This is a genomic window from Paraburkholderia caffeinilytica, assembly GCF_003368325.1.
GTDB classification, from domain to species: Bacteria; Pseudomonadota; Gammaproteobacteria; order Burkholderiales; family Burkholderiaceae; genus Paraburkholderia; species Paraburkholderia caffeinilytica.
This window is the reverse complement of sequence record NZ_CP031467.1, coordinates 4047073-4064798: the sequence shown is the minus strand read 5'-3', so window position 1 is coordinate 4064798 and position 17726 is coordinate 4047073. Positions and strand designations below refer to the sequence as shown.

18 protein-coding genes are annotated in these 17726 nt (G+C 61.7%); all 18 read right to left on the bottom strand.

Features of this window, described 5'->3' with window-relative positions:
• Positions 1 to 7 precede the first annotated feature (7 nt).
• Positions 8 to 1537, bottom strand: a complete 1530-nt coding sequence (locus DSC91_RS34450; RefSeq protein ID WP_115782936.1) for an LPD7 domain-containing protein — start codon at positions 1535 to 1537, stop codon at positions 8 to 10.
• Between the two features lie 59 nt (positions 1538 to 1596).
• Positions 1597 to 3468 carry a PriCT-2 domain-containing protein gene (locus tag DSC91_RS34445; RefSeq protein WP_115782935.1) on the bottom strand — a complete coding sequence of 624 codons (1872 nt, stop codon included), beginning with the start codon at positions 3466 to 3468 and terminating at the stop codon, positions 1597 to 1599.
• Positions 3465 to 5186 carry a type IV secretory system conjugative DNA transfer family protein gene (locus DSC91_RS34440; protein ID WP_373291809.1) on the bottom strand — a complete coding sequence of 574 codons (1722 nt, stop codon included), beginning with the start codon at positions 5184 to 5186 and terminating at the stop codon, positions 3465 to 3467. The genes DSC91_RS34445 and DSC91_RS34440 overlap by 4 nt, the downstream gene beginning before the upstream one ends.
• A 14-nt stretch (positions 5187 to 5200) precedes the next feature.
• A complete protein-coding gene (locus tag DSC91_RS34435; RefSeq protein WP_115782933.1) occupies positions 5201 to 5575 on the bottom strand; it encodes a hypothetical protein in 375 nt (124 codons plus the stop codon).
• 12 nt (positions 5576 to 5587) lie between these two features.
• Entirely contained in the window at positions 5588 to 6706 is a 1119-nt protein-coding gene (gene virB11 / locus DSC91_RS34430; RefSeq protein WP_115782932.1) for a P-type DNA transfer ATPase VirB11, read from the bottom strand.
• Positions 6703 to 7935, bottom strand: a complete 1233-nt coding sequence (gene virB10 / locus DSC91_RS34425; RefSeq protein ID WP_115782931.1) for a type IV secretion system protein VirB10 — start codon at positions 7933 to 7935, stop codon at positions 6703 to 6705. Before virB10 ends, virB11 begins: the two co-directional genes overlap by 4 nt.
• A complete protein-coding gene (locus DSC91_RS34420; protein WP_115782930.1) occupies positions 7928 to 8752 on the bottom strand; it encodes a TrbG/VirB9 family P-type conjugative transfer protein in 825 nt (274 codons plus the stop codon). Before DSC91_RS34420 ends, virB10 begins: the two co-directional genes overlap by 8 nt.
• On the bottom strand, positions 8749 to 9465 hold the full coding sequence (locus DSC91_RS34415; RefSeq protein ID WP_115782929.1) for a VirB8 family type IV secretion system protein: 717 nt from the start codon (positions 9463 to 9465) through the stop codon (positions 8749 to 8751). Before DSC91_RS34415 ends, DSC91_RS34420 begins: the two co-directional genes overlap by 4 nt.
• A gap of 228 nt (positions 9466 to 9693) precedes the next feature.
• Entirely contained in the window at positions 9694 to 10389 is a 696-nt protein-coding gene (gene virB5 / locus DSC91_RS34405) for a P-type DNA transfer protein VirB5 (protein ID WP_115783614.1), read from the bottom strand.
• Positions 10390 to 10405: 16 nt separating this feature from the next.
• Positions 10406 to 11584, bottom strand: a complete 1179-nt coding sequence (locus tag DSC91_RS34400) for a TrbL/VirB6 family protein (RefSeq protein ID WP_115782927.1) — start codon at positions 11582 to 11584, stop codon at positions 10406 to 10408.
• A complete protein-coding gene (locus DSC91_RS34395; RefSeq protein WP_115782926.1) occupies positions 11581 to 14049 on the bottom strand; it encodes a VirB4 family type IV secretion/conjugal transfer ATPase in 2469 nt (822 codons plus the stop codon). The genes DSC91_RS34400 and DSC91_RS34395 overlap by 4 nt, the downstream gene beginning before the upstream one ends.
• 1 nt (position 14050) lies before the next feature.
• On the bottom strand, positions 14051 to 14371 hold the full coding sequence (locus tag DSC91_RS34390; protein ID WP_115782925.1) for a VirB3 family type IV secretion system protein: 321 nt from the start codon (positions 14369 to 14371) through the stop codon (positions 14051 to 14053).
• Between the two features lie 17 nt (positions 14372 to 14388).
• Positions 14389 to 14730: a TrbC/VirB2 family protein gene (locus DSC91_RS34385; RefSeq protein ID WP_115782924.1), complete on the bottom strand. Its 342-nt coding sequence runs from the start codon at positions 14728 to 14730 to the stop codon at positions 14389 to 14391.
• 52 nt (positions 14731 to 14782) lie between these two features.
• Positions 14783 to 15424 carry a lytic transglycosylase domain-containing protein gene (locus DSC91_RS34380; protein WP_115782923.1) on the bottom strand — a complete coding sequence of 214 codons (642 nt, stop codon included), beginning with the start codon at positions 15422 to 15424 and terminating at the stop codon, positions 14783 to 14785.
• Positions 15425 to 15426: 2 nt separating this feature from the next.
• The gene (locus tag DSC91_RS34375; protein WP_229758096.1) at positions 15427 to 15972 is read right to left on the bottom strand and encodes a hypothetical protein; all 546 of its coding nucleotides are present in this window, start codon (positions 15970 to 15972) and stop codon (positions 15427 to 15429) included.
• A gap of 1 nt (position 15973) precedes the next feature.
• Positions 15974 to 16795: a ParA family protein gene (locus DSC91_RS34370; RefSeq protein WP_115782922.1), complete on the bottom strand. Its 822-nt coding sequence runs from the start codon at positions 16793 to 16795 to the stop codon at positions 15974 to 15976.
• Positions 16796 to 17168: 373 nt separating this feature from the next.
• Complete coding sequence (locus DSC91_RS34365; protein ID WP_115782921.1) at positions 17169 to 17450, bottom strand: hypothetical protein; 282 nt, start codon at positions 17448 to 17450, stop codon at positions 17169 to 17171.
• Positions 17437 to 17688: a helix-turn-helix transcriptional regulator gene (locus DSC91_RS34360; RefSeq protein WP_115782920.1), complete on the bottom strand. Its 252-nt coding sequence runs from the start codon at positions 17686 to 17688 to the stop codon at positions 17437 to 17439. The genes DSC91_RS34365 and DSC91_RS34360 overlap by 14 nt, the downstream gene beginning before the upstream one ends.
• Between the last annotated feature and the right edge of the window lie 38 nt (positions 17689 to 17726).

The following is a 17726-nucleotide window of genomic DNA, read 5'->3' as shown; positions in this document are numbered from 1 at the left end:
ACACACCCTAACGTGCCGGAACTGACGGGTCGGCCGGCACCCGCTCGACTTCGCGAGCAGATGTACACTCAGCAACCGCGCGCATCCGACGATCACGGCCCGAAGGCGCTTTTGCATCAAAGACTTTTGGCGCCGGCACCGGGATATCCTCCTTCCCGAAAGCATCCAGCATGCGTGCGGCATGCTGCTGCACACGGGAAATGGACCGCTCGCTAAAACCTTGTTCCCGCATCGCAGCGGTCAGGACAGCTAGGTGTAGCACGCCCCCATCATTTCCCCGCTGCGCGCCACGATGACGCTGCGACACAGACTCTGCGGCGGGCTGAACATGCTGGCCTGCATGCGGTTGAGCCCCATCGCCCGACAGCGTTTCGGCTCGCGAGGTAGCCTGAGAAGCCACTCGTCCACGCTGCACGACATCCACCTGCCACGTGTTCCGGTGCACGTCTTTCTCTTCCTCGCCCACCACGACACCGTCACCGTCCAGAATCGGCACCTTGACCGTCACGAGGCGCTTGCCGAGGTTTTCTAGCGTCACCTGCTGTCCGATCGCGGCCTGCGATTCAAGAACAGCGCGCTCGAGATCCACGCCCCACACCACATGATCGGCGCCCGCCTCGTCGCGGAACACCACGTAGTAAGAGTCGCTGCGCGCCGGGTTGTGCTGATACGGCGCGCCTCCATGTTCGCGCAGTTCCCCGGTGTACCGCCGTGGCGCGTCCGGCTCGTCATTCGTAGTATTCCGGCTTACCGGAACAGGCGGCAGAGCTGGGCTCTCCTTACGCGCAGGCCCAGCAGGAGCGTCATCCGAAGCGGCGCGCGCACGCGCCTGCGACGATGGCGACTCTGCATAACGTTCATCTGCGCTCCCTCTCGAGCCAGCGACAGCTGTTGGCTCTACCTTCAGACCAGCTTCAATGCGATTGTTCAGCCGCGCCTGCCGGGCGTCGGCGAGGCGAGCCAGATCCGCCGCCTTTGGCTCGTAGCCGCTCACCTCGATCCCGAGCAGTGTGGCCTGCAGCCACACCTCGCTACGGAACACCTCGTGTCCCGAAACGCGGATGCGTTGCCACGATTTGGCATGCGCCATATCGACCATCGACTCCACCACGTCCGGCCGGTTGTGCTCGGTAACAAGGTATGGCCCCAGATCCTCGAAAGCGAGCTGATACGGTGCCTCCTTCAGGAAGTACTGGTTGCCCGCGCGCAGATACCGTTTGCGGACACGCTCCGGTGGTTGTTCGATCGGCACCCGGCCCGTACCGGTATGCCGCAGCGGCACATCAGCGACCGCTCTTACTCCGGGTTGCCGCAATGCCCCGGCGTCGACGCGAGTCGCCTGATCACGCAGCCTCGTCCGCGCCGCATCGAACTCTCGTCGACGCCGTGCCGACAACGCTTCCATTGCGGCCGAATTCAATGCCTCATCACGGCCATTACCGCTTGACGGAGCTGCTGCGTTACTCACGCCCGGCACATCCTCCTCGATCACATTGATAACCGGATCAGAATACTGCGCCGAAGATGTCTGTGACATGATGCAACCTCATACTGTTCAGGGCAGGTTTTGCAAATGAACACCGCGACCGCGATAGGCTACCGATCAGGGTCTGCAGCCGGTTCAAGCGACGATGTGTGTTCCTTCGACTTCTCCAGTGCAGCGGCGCGTGCCTCTCTAATCCGTGCCCACGATCTCGCCTGCAGCTGATCGAGCATCGTCTCGAGATTCGGACTGAAATTCAGTTCACGTGCAGACTTCTTCAGCGAACCGACCGTCCGTTCCAGCAGATCGCGCGCACGATCCCACGGATAGACCTTCGGTCGATCGCCGTCATACCCGACCTGCACCTCGGAGCCGTTCAACCGTGCGTTCCCGTCCATCCATTTCAGACGCTCGGAGATGAACGCCATCTGGTCCTTCCGGTGGAACACGACGCTGCGCGTCGCGACCTCCTGGATCAGGTAGTGCTCGGTGTTGAACACTTCACCACGGTACGGCCCGCCGTTCTCGCGCGGCGTTCCCATCCTGAGCGGTATGCCGAACCGTTGCCCGGCCAGTGCCTTCATCTCATTGGGAACGTCACCCAATCCAAACAATGGCTCGCCGACCGGCGCACGCGTCGGCGCAAACCGTGGCGAAGCGGCAGGGGGCGGAGTCTTCGCAGAAGAGTCCATGCCCAGAGATTCAGCGGCCGTGGGGACGATCGGCACAGTCGGCCCATCGGACGCAGGCGGTTCAGTAGATTCGGGCACCGCCTGTTTCGGCACGCTGCGCTCCGATGACTGATGACGATGACTGCCTTCGGTGTCGTCCACCGGGTTCTCTTTAGAGCGCCCCATTTCTCCCTCCTTAATCCGTTCATCCATCTCACTCACCTGCACGTCGGACACGACACCCGTATCCCGCAATCTGTTCGCTCTCCCAAGGGACTGCAAGGCCACTTCACGCAGATGGTCGCCCACGGCATCGAAACCCGACAGTATCGCCATGTCGCTGAAATCGTTCGGCACCTTCCCGTTGATACACGTGTCTTTGGCAAATACTGGCCAGGCCAGATGCGCCATTGCGTCTTCTGCCGCCCGCCGCGCATCCGCGTCACCCCGCCCCAGTTCGCCAAGCACTATCAGATCGCTATCGGGAAACCGCTCGCGCAAGGAGGCGGCCACCTGGCCCAGATTCCCACTCGAAAGTGCCGCTGCTGCAAACCAGCCCGTCGCACGGTATGTGGACAGAGCCGTCGCCATGCCCTCACCGATCAGGATCGGCGCAGATGCCTCGTCCGGTGTCGGCACCGATCCAGTGGTCCAGTACCCACCCTTCTTCACGCCCCCCGCCAGCGATGATTTCCGGCCGTGCTCGTCGATCAGTTCCAGCGTGGAGATCGCATCGATCCAGACCGGCACAATCAGGACGCGCCCCACCAGCGGCTCTTCCTCGCTCATTGGTGCGTATCCAAGGAGCGCGCGCAACTCGTGCGCATCCAGCTCACGTAAGGTCTCGACCGGATCGAGACGCTTGCGCGTCAAGTAAGGATGCTGCGGCCCCACTGGACGCGACCACTGCCAGAGTGCGTCCGCCTCGCGGGCCACCGCGACATGACGGGCGCGCCTGCGTTCTTCTTCGCGCGTGCGCCGCTCGAGCACTTCAGTGGAAAGCACAGGCGCAGTTGCCATCCGGTCCGGGTAGTGCGAGCGCTTCAGATCGAAACCGTGCTGGCGCGCGAGCCAGAACAACGAAGCAAGGGTCTTGCCGCCCGACGCATCGGCTGAGCGCCACGTGGTGTGGGCCGCGCGTTCGTTATAGTTACCCGCGGTGCGGCTCCACTCATCCCAGATCTCGAAGCCCTCGTCGCCGAATCCCTGCTTGAGCGCGAACGCCATGTCCACCCATGTGCCGTAATCGTCCGCAGGAATCACCGCCAGCGCCGCGCGTGCGCGCGCAGCCTCATCTACATGTGGTGCGTTCATCGCCCGCCTCCCTGGATCGGCACAACATTTGAGGGTACCCGCCGCGCAGACGTCCGGCAGGGTCGTGATGGTTCAATTGAGGAAAGCTCCGCCGCATCGAGATCGGCAACCGACAGGCGGCGGGTCGCCTTCCGGACCCTTTCCTCGGGCACACCAAGCAGCATAAAATGCCGCTCCACATACGCCACGGCATCGTCTTCACTGATGTCATCGAGGCTCGGCGGGAGATCGCGAGGATCCCATGCCTGCAACACTTCCAGATACTCGGCCGCTGGATTGATGAGCCCGGTGCCTTCCGAATCGATCTCGTCTGTCCGCAGCTCGCGCAGCCGTCGTTCGACCACGATGCTGAAGCGCGCCAGATTCATGGTTGGCACCGAGGGTGCCGCCATCACGCGCGAGACAAACTCGGGATCGCGCCAGTAGCAGATCTTGTCGGCCAGGATCGGCTTGGTGTTTTCGAGCACGATGATTTCCTTTTCGCGCCCCAGTTCCTTCAGTTCCTGCGGCAGCAGGAGTGGCCGGCGCTGCTCGGACACGCTTTCGCTCGATCCACCGCGACCACCGAAGATCGCGTTCGAGCGGCTGACGCTGCGTGACTGATCGGTAAACGTGCCGAGCATCTCGGAATAGTCGTTCGCATCCTTCTGCTCACGCGGCGCGTAGAGAATCTGCATCGCGTGATTGGTGACGAAGGTGCGTGCATCGGCCCGGCCGTAGACAGATTCGAGTTGCGCGATCGACTGGACGATAGACAGCAGGCGCAGGTTATAGCCCGACATGTAGGCAACCGCCCGCGCAATGATGTGGATTTTCCCGATCGCCGTCATTTCGTCGAGCAGGACCAAGCACTGGAATTTCAGCGTTGGATCAGACTCGGGCAACTGCTTCGTATTGAGATTGACGAGTTGCGAAAACACGAGATTTACGAGCAGCGCAGCCTCCGACAGGTGGTCGGGCGTGATGCCGATATAGACCGACATGCGGCGTTTGCGCACATCACGCAGATCGAAGTCGTTGGCGCTCGTCGCAGCGTCGACGATGGGAATGGCCCAGATCGTCAGCGGCGCATTGAAAGTCGCGAGAATGCTGGCCAGCACCTTTTCGTCGTTCGAGAGAAAACGATTCAGCGCATCGATACACGGCCCAGTCAGCAGACTACGATGCTGAACGAGTGCCCGCTGAAGGTAGGCTTTCACTGGCATGCCATTACCCGAAGACTGCCGCAACACCTCTCCCATTGTGACCGGATAATCCGGAGTCGACGCTCCCTTGCCAGCGCGGCGCGCATCACGCCACTCGCACAGCAGCAGCACGATGCCAAGAAACAGGTTCCTCGCCTGATCCTTCCAGAAATCGTCATGTCCACCCGGCGGATAGAGGGCGTAACCAATCGCGAGAATTTCACCAACTCGGAACAATCCATCCGAGATCGCCGAAAGAGGGTTGTACCGATGCGTGCGACCATCTTCCGCGAACGGGTTGAACAGATAGACGTCCTGCCCGTATGCATGCCTGAAGCCTGCGGTAATGGCGTAGTTTTCCTGCTTGACGTCGAGCACCACCACCGAATCGGGGAAACTGAGCAGATTCGGGATCACAATGCCAACGCCCTTGCCCGAACGCGCGGGCGCCGCCAGCAAGACGAACTGCTGACCGGTAAAGCGCAGATAACGCCCACGCCAAACACCAACGACAATGGCAGGCATCGAATCCATGCTTACGAGTGTGCTCATAGCAGCCCCGCATCGCGGATTTCCGCGTCGCTGGCAAACCGCGCACTGCCATAGAGACGTCGCTGGCCGGACCGCTCCCACAGGGCATACAGGCCAAAAGCCGGCCCACCGAACGCCAGCAGAACGCCGAAGAGCGCCGCACCGGCCAATCGCCGTCCGGCATTCGGTATCAAACCGTCGTGCCTCGCGAGTGCCGCGTCGAGCCACCCCCACAGACCGGCATGCAAGGGATTCATCCGCAGGCTCGCGTACAGGAAGAACGACGCCAGCCAGAGAGCGGCGGCCAAACCTCCGAGTAGGATTGCCAGTACGGTCACCGTGACGACGGCGGTTCGCACTTGTTGGGCGATGAAAAGAGATAGCTTCACCATGACCGTTCTCTCCTACGCAAACGCCGTGCGGACTCTACGAACCGGATCGAACCAGATTTCGGTCATGCCCCAACGCTTGCCGGTCTGCTCACCTGCCCCGCTGAAAATCGGCTGCGCTTCCATGTGCGCGACGATATCGATGGTGAGAAAAAGCAAACGCTTCAGCGCGGCATCGTCATAGGCCGCAGCCTCGGGGTGTTCCTTCGCCATCAGTGCAAAGCGTTCAATCGCGACCGTCGCATTCGAGGCGTGATAGCTCGTAATCGAACCGGTGTGCCCTGTCGTCAGAAGCTTGAGGAAGTCGTAGGCTTCAGCGCCGCGCAGCTCGGCCAGCAGCACGCGATCCGGGCGCATGCGCATCGTGCTCGCGATCAGATCGGCAGGCGTGACGCGCGCCTGACCTTGACCGCCCTTGCTGTACAGCAGGTGCACACAGTTTTCGATGTGCCGGATAAAAAGCTCGCGGACATCCTCGATCGTCACGATCCGTTCGGTCCGCGGGATAAACCGGGTAAGGGTTTTTATGAAACTGGTCTTGCCAGAACCCGTGTTACCGACGATCGCTATGTTCAGCCGCCCGGTGACGGCCAGTTCAAAGAATGCGCCCCAATCCCGTGCCTCCAGGCACTGCACGAGTCTGCTATCCCTAGGCCGTAGCGCGGGCAACGCTGCGTCGAGCCCATTCGGGCGATGCCATACCGTCTCGTCGAACAGTCCCTCGTCACGGTACGTGTCGATGGTCTTTTCGTCCGCAGACGGCCGACGGATTGTGATCGAGACCGTGCGCGGCGGCACAACCGGCGGCACTACGATCTGGATCCGTGCGTCTCCCGGCAGCAGTGCCGAGAGCACGGGATGCAGGGCTGAAACCTCCTGGTTCGTGAGCGTGGCCACCGCCACCGCAAACGACATCAGGCGCTCGAAATCGAGCTCGCGGTAATCGTGTCCATGCCAGCCGCGATGTGTCTCGATCAGCACGCGCTGCGGCCGGTTGATGACGAGTTCGGTCACATCCGCGTCGTCGAGCAGCGGCGCGAACGGCCGCATCAGCTCCCGGACCGACGCGTCGTCGGGCAGGCACGCCAGCACGGCGTCATCTGCCTGATCCGGTCTGCCCGTACAGGCATTCATGGTGCGAACTCTGGCTGCAGCGCATAGACCGACCCGAAATCCAGATCGCGCGCGATCACAATCGTGAACTCCGCGCCCTGATTCTTGGTCAGAGTCGGCGGGATGTTGATCGTGCTGTCGAGCACGCGCGTGGCCATGTCATTGCCCTGCTGCTGCGTGTTCGCGTAGACGACCGACCCGTTGCTGTTCCCGCCGCGCGTGGCTAGATAGCCGATCGCATCCTGAGTGATGCCAAGCATCAGCGCCGCACCGATGCGTTGCCCCCAGTGGTTATTGATATAGCCATCGATACCCATGCGCCCCAACGCATCGGCAGCCGGCGAATCTATCTCGACCGTCACGCCGTTCGGCGTCTTGATCCGTGCAGACAATACGAAGACACGCTTCTGGCCTGGCGAAAGGTTCGAGCGGTACTCGCTGTTGATCTGCGAGCCTCGTTCGATCAGCACGACCCGGCCATCGTCGGAATACACGCTCTTCGTCACCGTGCAGGTTGACATACCCGCCTCGGTGGAATCGAACGCCGTATCGCCCACACAATTGATCTTGGCGCCCTGCGCGAGCATGAGACTGCGATTCCCCAACGTCCCAGCGCGCACGCGTGGTGTGGCGGTCGGCGACAGCGCCTGCGCCAATGCGCCGCCTGCCTGAGCCAGTCTCTGTCCAGACAGCCCGATTCCACCGGACACAGTGGCCATGACCGACGACGCAACACCCGAAACCTCGGCCGCCGCCGCATCCTGATTGCCCGCGCCTCCCGCTGCGAGCAACGGCGCATCGTAATAGCTGCGGCGTGCCTCAATGTGCATGCCGCCGACCGGCTCCGGTGCTGCGCCCGGACCCGCAACCTTTAAGGGATGCACGGCAATGGCGCTTGCGGCAAGTGGTGCGGAGGCGACGACACCCACCGCTGAGGCGGGACCATCCTTGAACACACGCCCCTGGGTCGAGGTATCGGCCACGGCATCACGGTGCGCCTTCGCATCTGCGTCATGACGCGCAAGGAAGCCATGCACGGTCCACACCGCACCGGCCCCGACCATGAGAACGAACACAATCGGCGTCAGCCACCAGGCACGCGGGCGAGCGCTACGGTATTGGCCCAGCGCCGGCATACCGCGATCCACGAACATCCCTGGCGAATCGGCATCGCCCCTTTCCCGCCCGGACTGCGCACGATCTGACGGACCATCGGGCTCAATCGTATTGCGAGGCGCATCGTCATTCATCGCCCTGACTCCGCAAGACACGCTTCACACCGCTGGCAGTCGTCCCGCCTTGGGGTGGGACGCCATCCATGTCGAAAGCGTCGTTCCAGATTCCGACAACTTCGTCCGCGAGCCGCAGCACGAAGCGCTTCGCAACCTCGCGCACGACGATCGTGTCGCCCTGCACGTGTTTGTCCACAACGCTCTCCGTGTCATCATCGGCCACCCGGAAAACCGCCGGCATCCGCCGGTTGTTCGGGATACGGAGGTAGGTGAACCGTCCGTCATCCCACGCCGCCGTCGGCGCAATGTCGTCGGAGTGCGGCATCACCTCCATCGAGTAGTGGGCGTTACGCACCACGGGCGGCTGCGCGAGACGTTGCTCAACCAGCGCAGCATCCGTGTTCGCGCGTGCCAGCGCCTTCACTTCATCCGGATAGGTGAAGGTCACCCGGTACATCACGTCGTGGTTGCCGAACTTCGCCTTGAGCGGCAATACCACCAGATCGAAGCTGTAGCTGCGACGGTCGGTACGGATCTCCAGATTCGAATCGTGCGCAGCGAGTTGCGGTTTCAGGTACACGTCGTGATCGCCTTTGTTCGCCACAACCTGCCAGCCATCTCGATCACCAGGTGCGACCACCTCGATCCGTTCGTGAGGGTCGAGCGCGATATGCGTGGCAAAACCTCGCTGCGCCTGAATACGCACGACATCGTCCGGCTGGTACACCACCTGCCGCACGCGCGAGTCGCCGAACCAACCCGGCAAATCGGCAGCGCTCGCGGTGTAGGTGAGCAGCAGGCCCACCAGCACGACACCAGGAGCGAGCGTTTTCATGGGGTGCCTCCCGCCGTCGAGGCCGGAGCTAGAGGGGCAGCCGGCGGCGTATATTCGGGATCACGGCTGTAGGCTGTCACCTTGAAACCGAACGGATTGGCGATCGCGACGCTGTCGCGCGTGAAAACCGGTGGCCGGTAGGTGTAGGCGAGCGTGATCACGAAGCGTTGCGTCGGTTCCGCGTTCGCCACTCCGTTCCTGAAGGACGTGCGCTCGATATGCACGACGGCGTGTCCAGGTTCGTCGGGCGGCAGCGTGGTCGAGAGAATGCGGATGCGCCGCTCGGTGCCCGGCCCCAGTTGCCGGTCCAGTGAATCCGGACCGCCATAGATGCTGCGATAGTCGCGCGCAACCACGTCATCGCTCGTGACGAGCACGCTGTCGTAGTCCATCTGCAGCAACCCCCAGTCATACCGCTCGCGCGAACGCACATATGCCTCGACCCAGTGCTTATCCTGGATGTCCTTCGTGTGTACGTGGCGAGCATCGAGCACGTCGATCACCTGGGATTCACCCGTCAGGCGATCGACCTCAATCGGCAGCGGCACGACCCGATAGAACGGCACCATCAGCGCAAGCGCCGCTGCACTCAGTACGGCGACCCCAAGCGCCGCATAGGCGACATGCCACGCGCGCCGCTCGGATCGCTCCTGCAGGTGGGTCAGCGATGCCTCGATATCGAGCACGCGCCCATAGTCGTGCGGCGCGCTCAAGATCGGACTCCTGCGCCCGACGACGCGGGCAGATCTTGGGAAGCCGGCGCTGCAGGTGCCTGGAGCACAGAAGTTGGCACTTCAGGCACAGGCAGAATGCGGTTGACGGGCACGCGGTGCAGACCGTCCGGCAACACGGGTTTCGACGGGCCGCTACTGCAGGCGGCCAGACTCCAGGCTAAGCACCCCGCGAGGACGATGGAGGCAAGCGCACGCATCGCATCCTCCTCAGTTCCCGAACGAAGCCGGCACCATCTGGTCCTGCAATCGGGCCGTGTTGCCAGCCCGACTCAGCGCCAGTTCATTTTGTTGCTCGGCCACAAGCTTGTCCTCGGAATCGGCCAGCATCCGGAAGAGCTGCAGCTTCGTCATTTCGTTGCCGACCGTCGTGGTCTCTGCCTGGATACGCGCCTGCAACTCGGCCACCCCCTTGGGGTCCTGCGTCACGTCGATCTGCTGCATCAAGCTCTGGATCTGGTTCAGCTCATGCAGTTCGGTCTGGTACGCCTGAAGGCCGAACGCCTTGTCCTGAAACGGCTTGTTCAGCGTACGCTGGCACACCTGCTGGTCAATGCCGGTCTGGTCCTGGCAGTTGTAGAGCTGGCTCGCCGAGCGCAACGACTGGGCGCTGCCGGTCAAGCCCGCATAGCCACCGTTCTGGATCGCCGTATAGACGCTCTGCCAGTTCGACGGCAGCGAGCTGGCGACGACCGGATTGCCCAGCAGCGCGCCAAAGCCACGCGTGCCGACCGTCGACTGATAGATCTGGATTTCCTGCTGCACTTCCTGCTCAAGCCGGGCAACCGTCGCGATAGCCTGCACCACGTTCTGCGCGTCGAACACCGGAATGCCCTGTGCATGAGCGCCGGAACAGAGCACCACCCACACGATCGCGGCTCCCGCCAATCTGGTTCGTCCTGTCATGGTCATCACCTCACATTCATTCGCCCTGCCGACCCAGATTCGCGCGCGCTGCGCGCTGGTAAGCGGGCATGGGGCCGTTCGCCGAAGCCCCTCCGCCTGATCCGCTGCTGCCACCACCTGAGCCGGTACGGTTGCGAATCTTTCCGCCAGGCGATGAGCCACCACCGCTGCGAGAGAACGCCTGCGCGAGTGCACTGGCCACACGTCGTGCGGCAAAACCCGCCACGAACGCGCCAAACCCGGACAACGTGGCACCACCGGAAAGTCCCGATGCAACCGATGGCAACTGCCAGCCGACCATCGCGAGGAAGACCCCGGTTGCGAACAGGCCGATCGCTGCAGCGCCCGCCGCGGCATCGTTGAGAGCAGCGGTAATGCCCTGCATCACAGCCGATGGGTCTGCGTCGGGAGGCGCACTAGTGGCGTTGAGGGGAGTTAGATCGGCAGAAAATGCCGTGAGCGCCATGCCGAGAAAGGCCGCGACGAGCACCTGCAACAATGCGTAATTGGCGACCTTCGCGGTCCATGCCTCGAAGAAGCGCGCGGTTGGCGCAAATGCCGCGCAAGCAATGAAGATAGGACCAAGCCCGAGCACGAGGTCGAGCAGCATCCTCGCCATCGCCACTTCGAAGGCGAGGACGATGAGGAAGATCGAACCGCCGAGTGCGGCGATGATCCCGCATAGGAAATCACCGATGGCGGCGGCAAGTCCGCTGACACTGATCCCCTCGTGTGTCGCCTTGTCGAAGTAGGCATCCATCACGAGGTCGATCTGCTGGTCGTAGCAGTCGAGCGTCTGGTAGATACTCGTCGCGCTCTGCCCTGTCACGCTACCGCCATTGACCGACCCGCATCCTGAATTGCCACCGCCCGACGTATTAGCTGCGTTTTGGATCGTCTGGGCGAGCCCGGCCGTCGCACCGTTGATCGCCGTTACGACCCGCTGCTGGTAGATGCCGGCGCTCAACGCGAACGCGAGCGTGATGGCGACCTTTAGCCCCCGCCAGGCAAACGCCGGGACAGCTTCGTGGGCCTCGCCCCGCACCACTGCCAGACCGTAGGCAACGACCCAGATCGTAACGGCCGTGGTCACGACGGGCACGAGCGCGCTGGACAAAGCCGATGACACGTTCGTGATGTAGGTGGACATACCGTTTTCGAGAGTGCCACCGACGGCGGTAAAGAGGCCGCTCATCGCACACCTCCCACCCCTTGGGGAAACGGCAAACGCAGGCCGCCATTCGCCGCGCGCCGCCGGGCAAGCTGCTCGTGGAAAACCGGCAACCAGTCTTCCGGTGCATCGCCCACCTGCGCGCGGATCGTGTCGAGAAGCTCTACGTTGTCGGTCGTACCCGACAGCACGTCGAGTACGTCTCCGAGGCCGGCTAGGTCAAGCCGTCCAATGGCCGAGCGATGGCCCTGCTTGACCAGGAACAGCCGACTGTTCTCGCCGAGATTGCGGACGATGTTGAATTCAGATTCGGTCAGCTTGAATCCACAAACGTAATCGTCGTAATCGGCCCGTGGGTTCGGCAGGAAGAAGATCGTTGCGCTCTGCTCGATCAGCGCACTGGCAATCTCGCTGTGCAGCACATCCGCAGGCGATTGCGTATCGAAAATCCCGAGGCCGTTCTGCTTGCGGATCGTCTTCTGCTTGTTCTTCGCGAAATCGGTGAAGACGGGATCGGAGAGACGCTTCCAGAATTCGGTCATCACGTAGATGAAGCGCCGACCGTCGATCAGATTTTCGGTCAGGTGCAGCAGGTACATCGTGACCGGTGTCGAGACTTCCGCATCGTCAAGCAACTCGGTATCGTCGAATCCGAACAGTCCCGAGCACGCGAGATCAATACGGTCGGTCGGGTTATCGAATGCCCAGCCGAGGCGCCCGCCCGCGCACCATTTGGCGAGGCGAGCATGCAGGCTGTTCTCGCCCACGTTCGGCAGGAGTTGCCGCACCATGGAAAGCCGTCGCAGCGGCTTGTCCATACGGGCAACTTCCCGTACGGCGCGCGAGATATCGAGTTCGTCCCTAGCGGGCAGCGGCACGCCGACATCGACGAGCTTGCGCACGAGCCTTTCCCAGAAGTCGAGCACAGCCTCGTTTGGTTCCATCTGGAACGGGTTCAAACCGGTCGGCTCCCCGCGGCGGAACACGGTGTACATGCCGCCCATCGCGCGGATCGCAATCTCGGTACCGCGATCCTTGTCATACAGCACGGCAGTGATGCCGTACTTCATCGCCATCGCGAGCAGAAACAGCTCAAGCACCGTCTTGCCCGCGCCGGCCTGACCGATAATCTGGGTGTTGGCGAGCGCCTTCTCGTCGAGAGAGTCCTTCTTGTCGGGCGTGACGTGGAAGTTCAGATAAAGCGGCTGGCCGCTAGGCGTCTTGACGATCGTGATCGCCTCGCCCCACGGATTACCATCACGCTTGCCGGTCGCGAAGTTATGCAGGCATGCCAGTCCGCAGAAGTTCCGCGACGTGAGCTTGGCCTCACGCGGCCTGTAACGCCAGTTGCCCGGCAGTTGCGCGAACCACGCCGCATCCGCAACGAGATCGATGAGTGCCGTCTGGAAACCCGCGTCGGCCAACTGCGTACGCGCCTTCGCCACGCTTTTGGAAACTTCATCCGACGTGTCGCCGAGCACAGCGAGCGAATAATGGTATTCGCCGAGGACGAAGTCTCCGTTGATCAGGTCGTTAAGCGCCGCTTCCATCGCCTCTACTTGAGACACTGCAACATCCTCGCCGGCAATCAACTGGTTACGCTGCCGCTCCAATGCATCTTTCGCGCTGGGCTTGTCGAGGATCGTGAAGCTCTGCGTCTCGATGTACTCGAAATCACCGTATAGCAGTCCGTTGAGCACGCCAGGCTCTGTGTCTTCCGGGTAGTCCTTGAGGTCGAGCATCGCGGCAAAGCGGGTCGCGGCTGGCATGCGGATCTCGACCTTCTCGGCGCTGACGAACAAGCGTGACGTTGGCAGCGCATCACGGATCGGACCAGCCGGAACCGGCTCGAGCTCCCATGCGGCGTTCACCAGATAACCAAGCAATTCAAGCGCTGACGAATATCGGCGCGGACGTCTGTCATGGTGGCTCTGCCTGGTATAAACGCACAGCGCGACCGGATCGTAGGGTTTGAGACTCGATTCGACCTGGGCGGCCAGCTCGACCATGACCTTCAGCGCGTCGTGCTGGCCACGCCGGATATCGTCGCGCGTGCGGCGGGCAGCACGGCTGAAGACGCGGCCGAGCTTCATCCGGTTGGGGCGGTATACGAGCGTCAAGTACAGCTCATTCGCCATCATGCGATAGCCGGAGAAGCTCGCGTAATAGCGCGTGGCCAGTTCCTGGCAAAAGCGGTTGCCGTAGGGCGTTGCGAAGTGATCCGACACACGCCGACGTATGCGGTGCGACCACAGCGCCACATGGCCACCGGCGAGCCCGCGCACGAGTTGATTGAATCCGTCGTGACGCGTTAGGATGTTGGCCGGATCCGCTGCTTCGAACGCGATGCCCGCAACCTTCCAGATCTGGAGGTAGTCGCCTTCGCGCGTCTTGATGACGTAATCCGTCACATGCGTCGAGTATGGGATGTAGTCGGCAAGCGGGACTTCCCTGTTCGCCACGGCGACGAGTTGGGGCTCGGCAGGCATGTCACGCCCTCCTTTTCAGGCGGACGGGCACGTAGGCGTGCGCCCCCCAGAACCGACGGTTGCCCTGACGGAGCATCATTCGAAGGCGCAGCGCGTACTGAGCGAAGCGCTGGTCGTCATGGCGCGTGATCACACGCATCACGACGAACACCGGAATCATCAGAAAGAGGATGGCGACGCCCAGCGAGGGACTCGCCAGCAACGCCCAGATGGCCGGAATCAGCATGCCACCGTCGACCATCAGGAATGGCACGAGTGGCACGCCCCACAGCATCGCAGGACGGGTGCAGCCCTTAAAAACGGGATCCTTGAAAGGATTCATGATTCGACTCTCAGGAATCAGCTTGTCGGGATCAGCATGCCGGCGATCACCGTCGCACAGCCGACGAAGAGTCCGCCGATGAAGACGTTCGCGATGTCGCCGAACCGGGCGTGCTGGAACATCATCCGAAAACCCGCCCAGATAATGGAAATCGAACAGATCACGCCCCCGACACCGAGCAGCGTCGTCTGGATCGTGTTCAGTAGCGTGTTAACTTGCGAGAGTTGTGCCCACGCCGACGTCGAGAGCAGTAGCGTCGAGGTCGATATGGCAAGCTTCTTCGCCAACTGACAGTCCAAGACGATACGAAGCAACTGCAAACATTGACTAGATACTTTTATACGTATTCCTAAATACATGACTAACTCCTTTGCGTCTGCTATCTGCGCGTGCCACCACCTGAATCGCCGATTAGAACACTACTGCGCTATTGTCCGGTTCACCTTCCTGTCCATCCGACGATGCATCGTCTCGATCGAGCCGTAGCGGTCGACGAGCCACCGGATGCGATCGACCGGGGTTAGCAGGCATTCCGGACTCGACGGGCAACACCGGGATCGGCGCGATAGACGGAACGGTGATCGTGAACGTCGGAACGGGCTGCTGTGCGCTCTTCACCACGCGCTGTACGTAACCCGTGCGATATCCCGTCGAAAAATCGCCGCTCGCATAGCAGGACAGACTTGCCCGAAGCGCCGCTTGGGTATCGGCTTGTGCACGATATGCGGACATGAAGCAACGTTGGAGAATGGTTGCGCCGACGGTCAGATTGCGGCAAGGCTCGAATGCATTTTGCTCCGTCAACCCGTACGCGAGCCAATTAGCGCGGTTCACCTGCGCGAGTCCTGTGCTGAAATTCCAGCCGGCAGCCTCGAGTGCGTGCGCTGTGGCGATCGCTTCGACCACATTCGATGGTTGCCGCAGCAGCCGGCCGTGCACGATGCCAATCGCGTAGGGGTTGAATCCAGACTCAGTGCGCACAAGCGCCGCCATTGTGACCGGGGCGATTTGCGGCGCGCACTGCTGCGCGAGCGCCATGAAGTCGAGCGGCATTTTCAGTGCCCTCCGCCGAAACCGTTCTCCTGCTGCTCCATCTGCTGCAGGAAAAGCGTTGCGGACTGTGTCGGGTCGTGAGGCACCTGCGCACTCCCGGCACCGTAGAATTCGGTGATTGTCGGCATCTGACCTCTTACGCCCCACCAGACACGGGTATAGAGTTGATTGTCGATGTCGACATTAATCGCACCGGAAGCGCCGCACAGCAGTTCACTCTGCTCCGCCCCACCCCAGTAGAGCAGGTCTTCACGGCAATAGCCGCTGCTCGCGAAGGTGTTGCCCGCAAACGTTCCTTGCGAGCTGCCAGCACCGAAATCGCAGGTCGGAAATGGATCGCCGTGGCGCAACGCCCTCCATAGTTTTTCGATCGGTGGCACGCATTCGCTGTACTGCTCCGGGCCACCAGGGTTCGACAGGCACAGAATCACCTGGCAACCCCAGCCGCCAGCATGAGCGATCCCCGGCGCAAACGCGCAAGCGGCAGCCAGCACGACCGCAACGAACGACCAGTGACCTGCGGCGTATCGTGTCAAAGCATCACGCATGTCAGGCCTCCGCATCGTAGGTGACCTCATCGAGATGCAAGTACCCAGTCAGCGCCTCGAAACAAGCCAGCATGGTCTGCCATGCCCTGCGCGCAGTAGGTTCCCTTCCGACAAGCTCTACAACTGGCACACCTTCCGCTTGTGCCCTCTGGATTGCGACGAAACGTGGGATGTGCAGATATCTGCCCGGTCTCCCCGGGTCAGCAATTAGCCAGGGTCCGAACCGGGTCTCGATGGCACGGGCGTTCTCGCGTCCCAGCGATGTTGCTTCCACCATGTTCGGTAGAAGGCCGACGAACTGCAGTGCGGGGTTCAGCTTTGCACGTATCTGCCGCATACCGTGCGGGCCATTGATCAGGTCGGCGACGCCGTCAAGCGATTCCCGATTGAGTTGGATCGGACTCAACATTGCGTCGACCGTCGATTCGATACAAATGGCGCGCAGATCCGGGAGTGGTGGACTGTCGATCAGGCAGACATCCGCCAACGTCGCCAAAACGAAGAGCAAATGCCGGACATTTGCGTAGTAGCGCGCCCCGTCGTCGCCAGGCCCTAGCGTCAACGATGGTACGGTACTCGTCGGCAACACCCAGAATCCCGGCGCCTCTATATCCCTCCGCTCGGATTGTGTGATCGACTTTTCTCCACGCAGCACGACAGCCTTACACGCCCGCACCAGCGAGGCGGTGCTGCATGGCGGCTCGGCCGCGTCGATAACGAGCACCCGTAGGTGCCGCACCCAATGCAGGTAATGGGCGAACTGGCACAGCATCGCCGTCTTGCCGGCGCCACCCTGTTCGGTGGCGATCAGAAGCGTTTTCATGGTCAGTCACTCGCCTCAGGTGATGCACCGAACCACCAACCTGTATCTCAGACGACGGACAAGAAGCCCGTGGCGCCGGGAGACAAACCGCGGATCAAAGGGAAACCTCGATCTCCGGTGCGGTAGAACGCAAAAAAGCCTGCGAATGCAGGCTTTCTTCATATTCCGACAGTCACGCCATTGGCAGATAGGTCAGTACTTCGGGGCCGCTAACGCGTACTCGGTCGTGCTATGCACGTTGACCGGGACAGATTGTTGAGATCAACTTTAGGAGGAAATTATCCGTGCTTCAAGGCCTTCTCGCCCGACTAATTTCTCTCTGAGTTCCAATTTGTTCTGTACCATTCCGAAGCATTCCAAAATATTTTTATGCTCACTCATCATTTAGCAATCGCGCGAGCTCGGCCTTCGCTTGCGTGACCTCGAGTTCGTATCGACACCACGGCCGTTGAGGGATTTTCAGGCGTCTGCAAATGACACCACGATCAGCGCGCCACACGTACGCCATACGTAACAATTCCTGGTGGTGCGATGAAAGCCGACGCAACGCAGCGTCCACACACGCCGCGTCCGCGGCGTCACTCCAGGCCTTGTCCGCATTGGCCCAGTTGCGCAGACGCTCGTCGAGCCGGATTGCACCGTCAGTGTTGCTCATGGGCCATCTCCCCTCCGCCGCTGTCAGATGCCAGTGGCGAGCGGTAGCCAGCAGGATCACGCAAAAAGTCATCGATGTCCCCTGCACGCCACCCCACGGCGCGCATACCCAGCCGGACAGGTCGCGGAAATGTTCCGTCTTTGATGCGTTGATAGATCGTCGATCGCGATAGCCCCACTTCACGTTCGACCTGCTTGCGCCGAAGAATCGCAAGCGAATGGCGTGTTGTTTCGCTCATGACAAACCCTGTTGTCGTCGCCGGCAAGGTACCGGGCT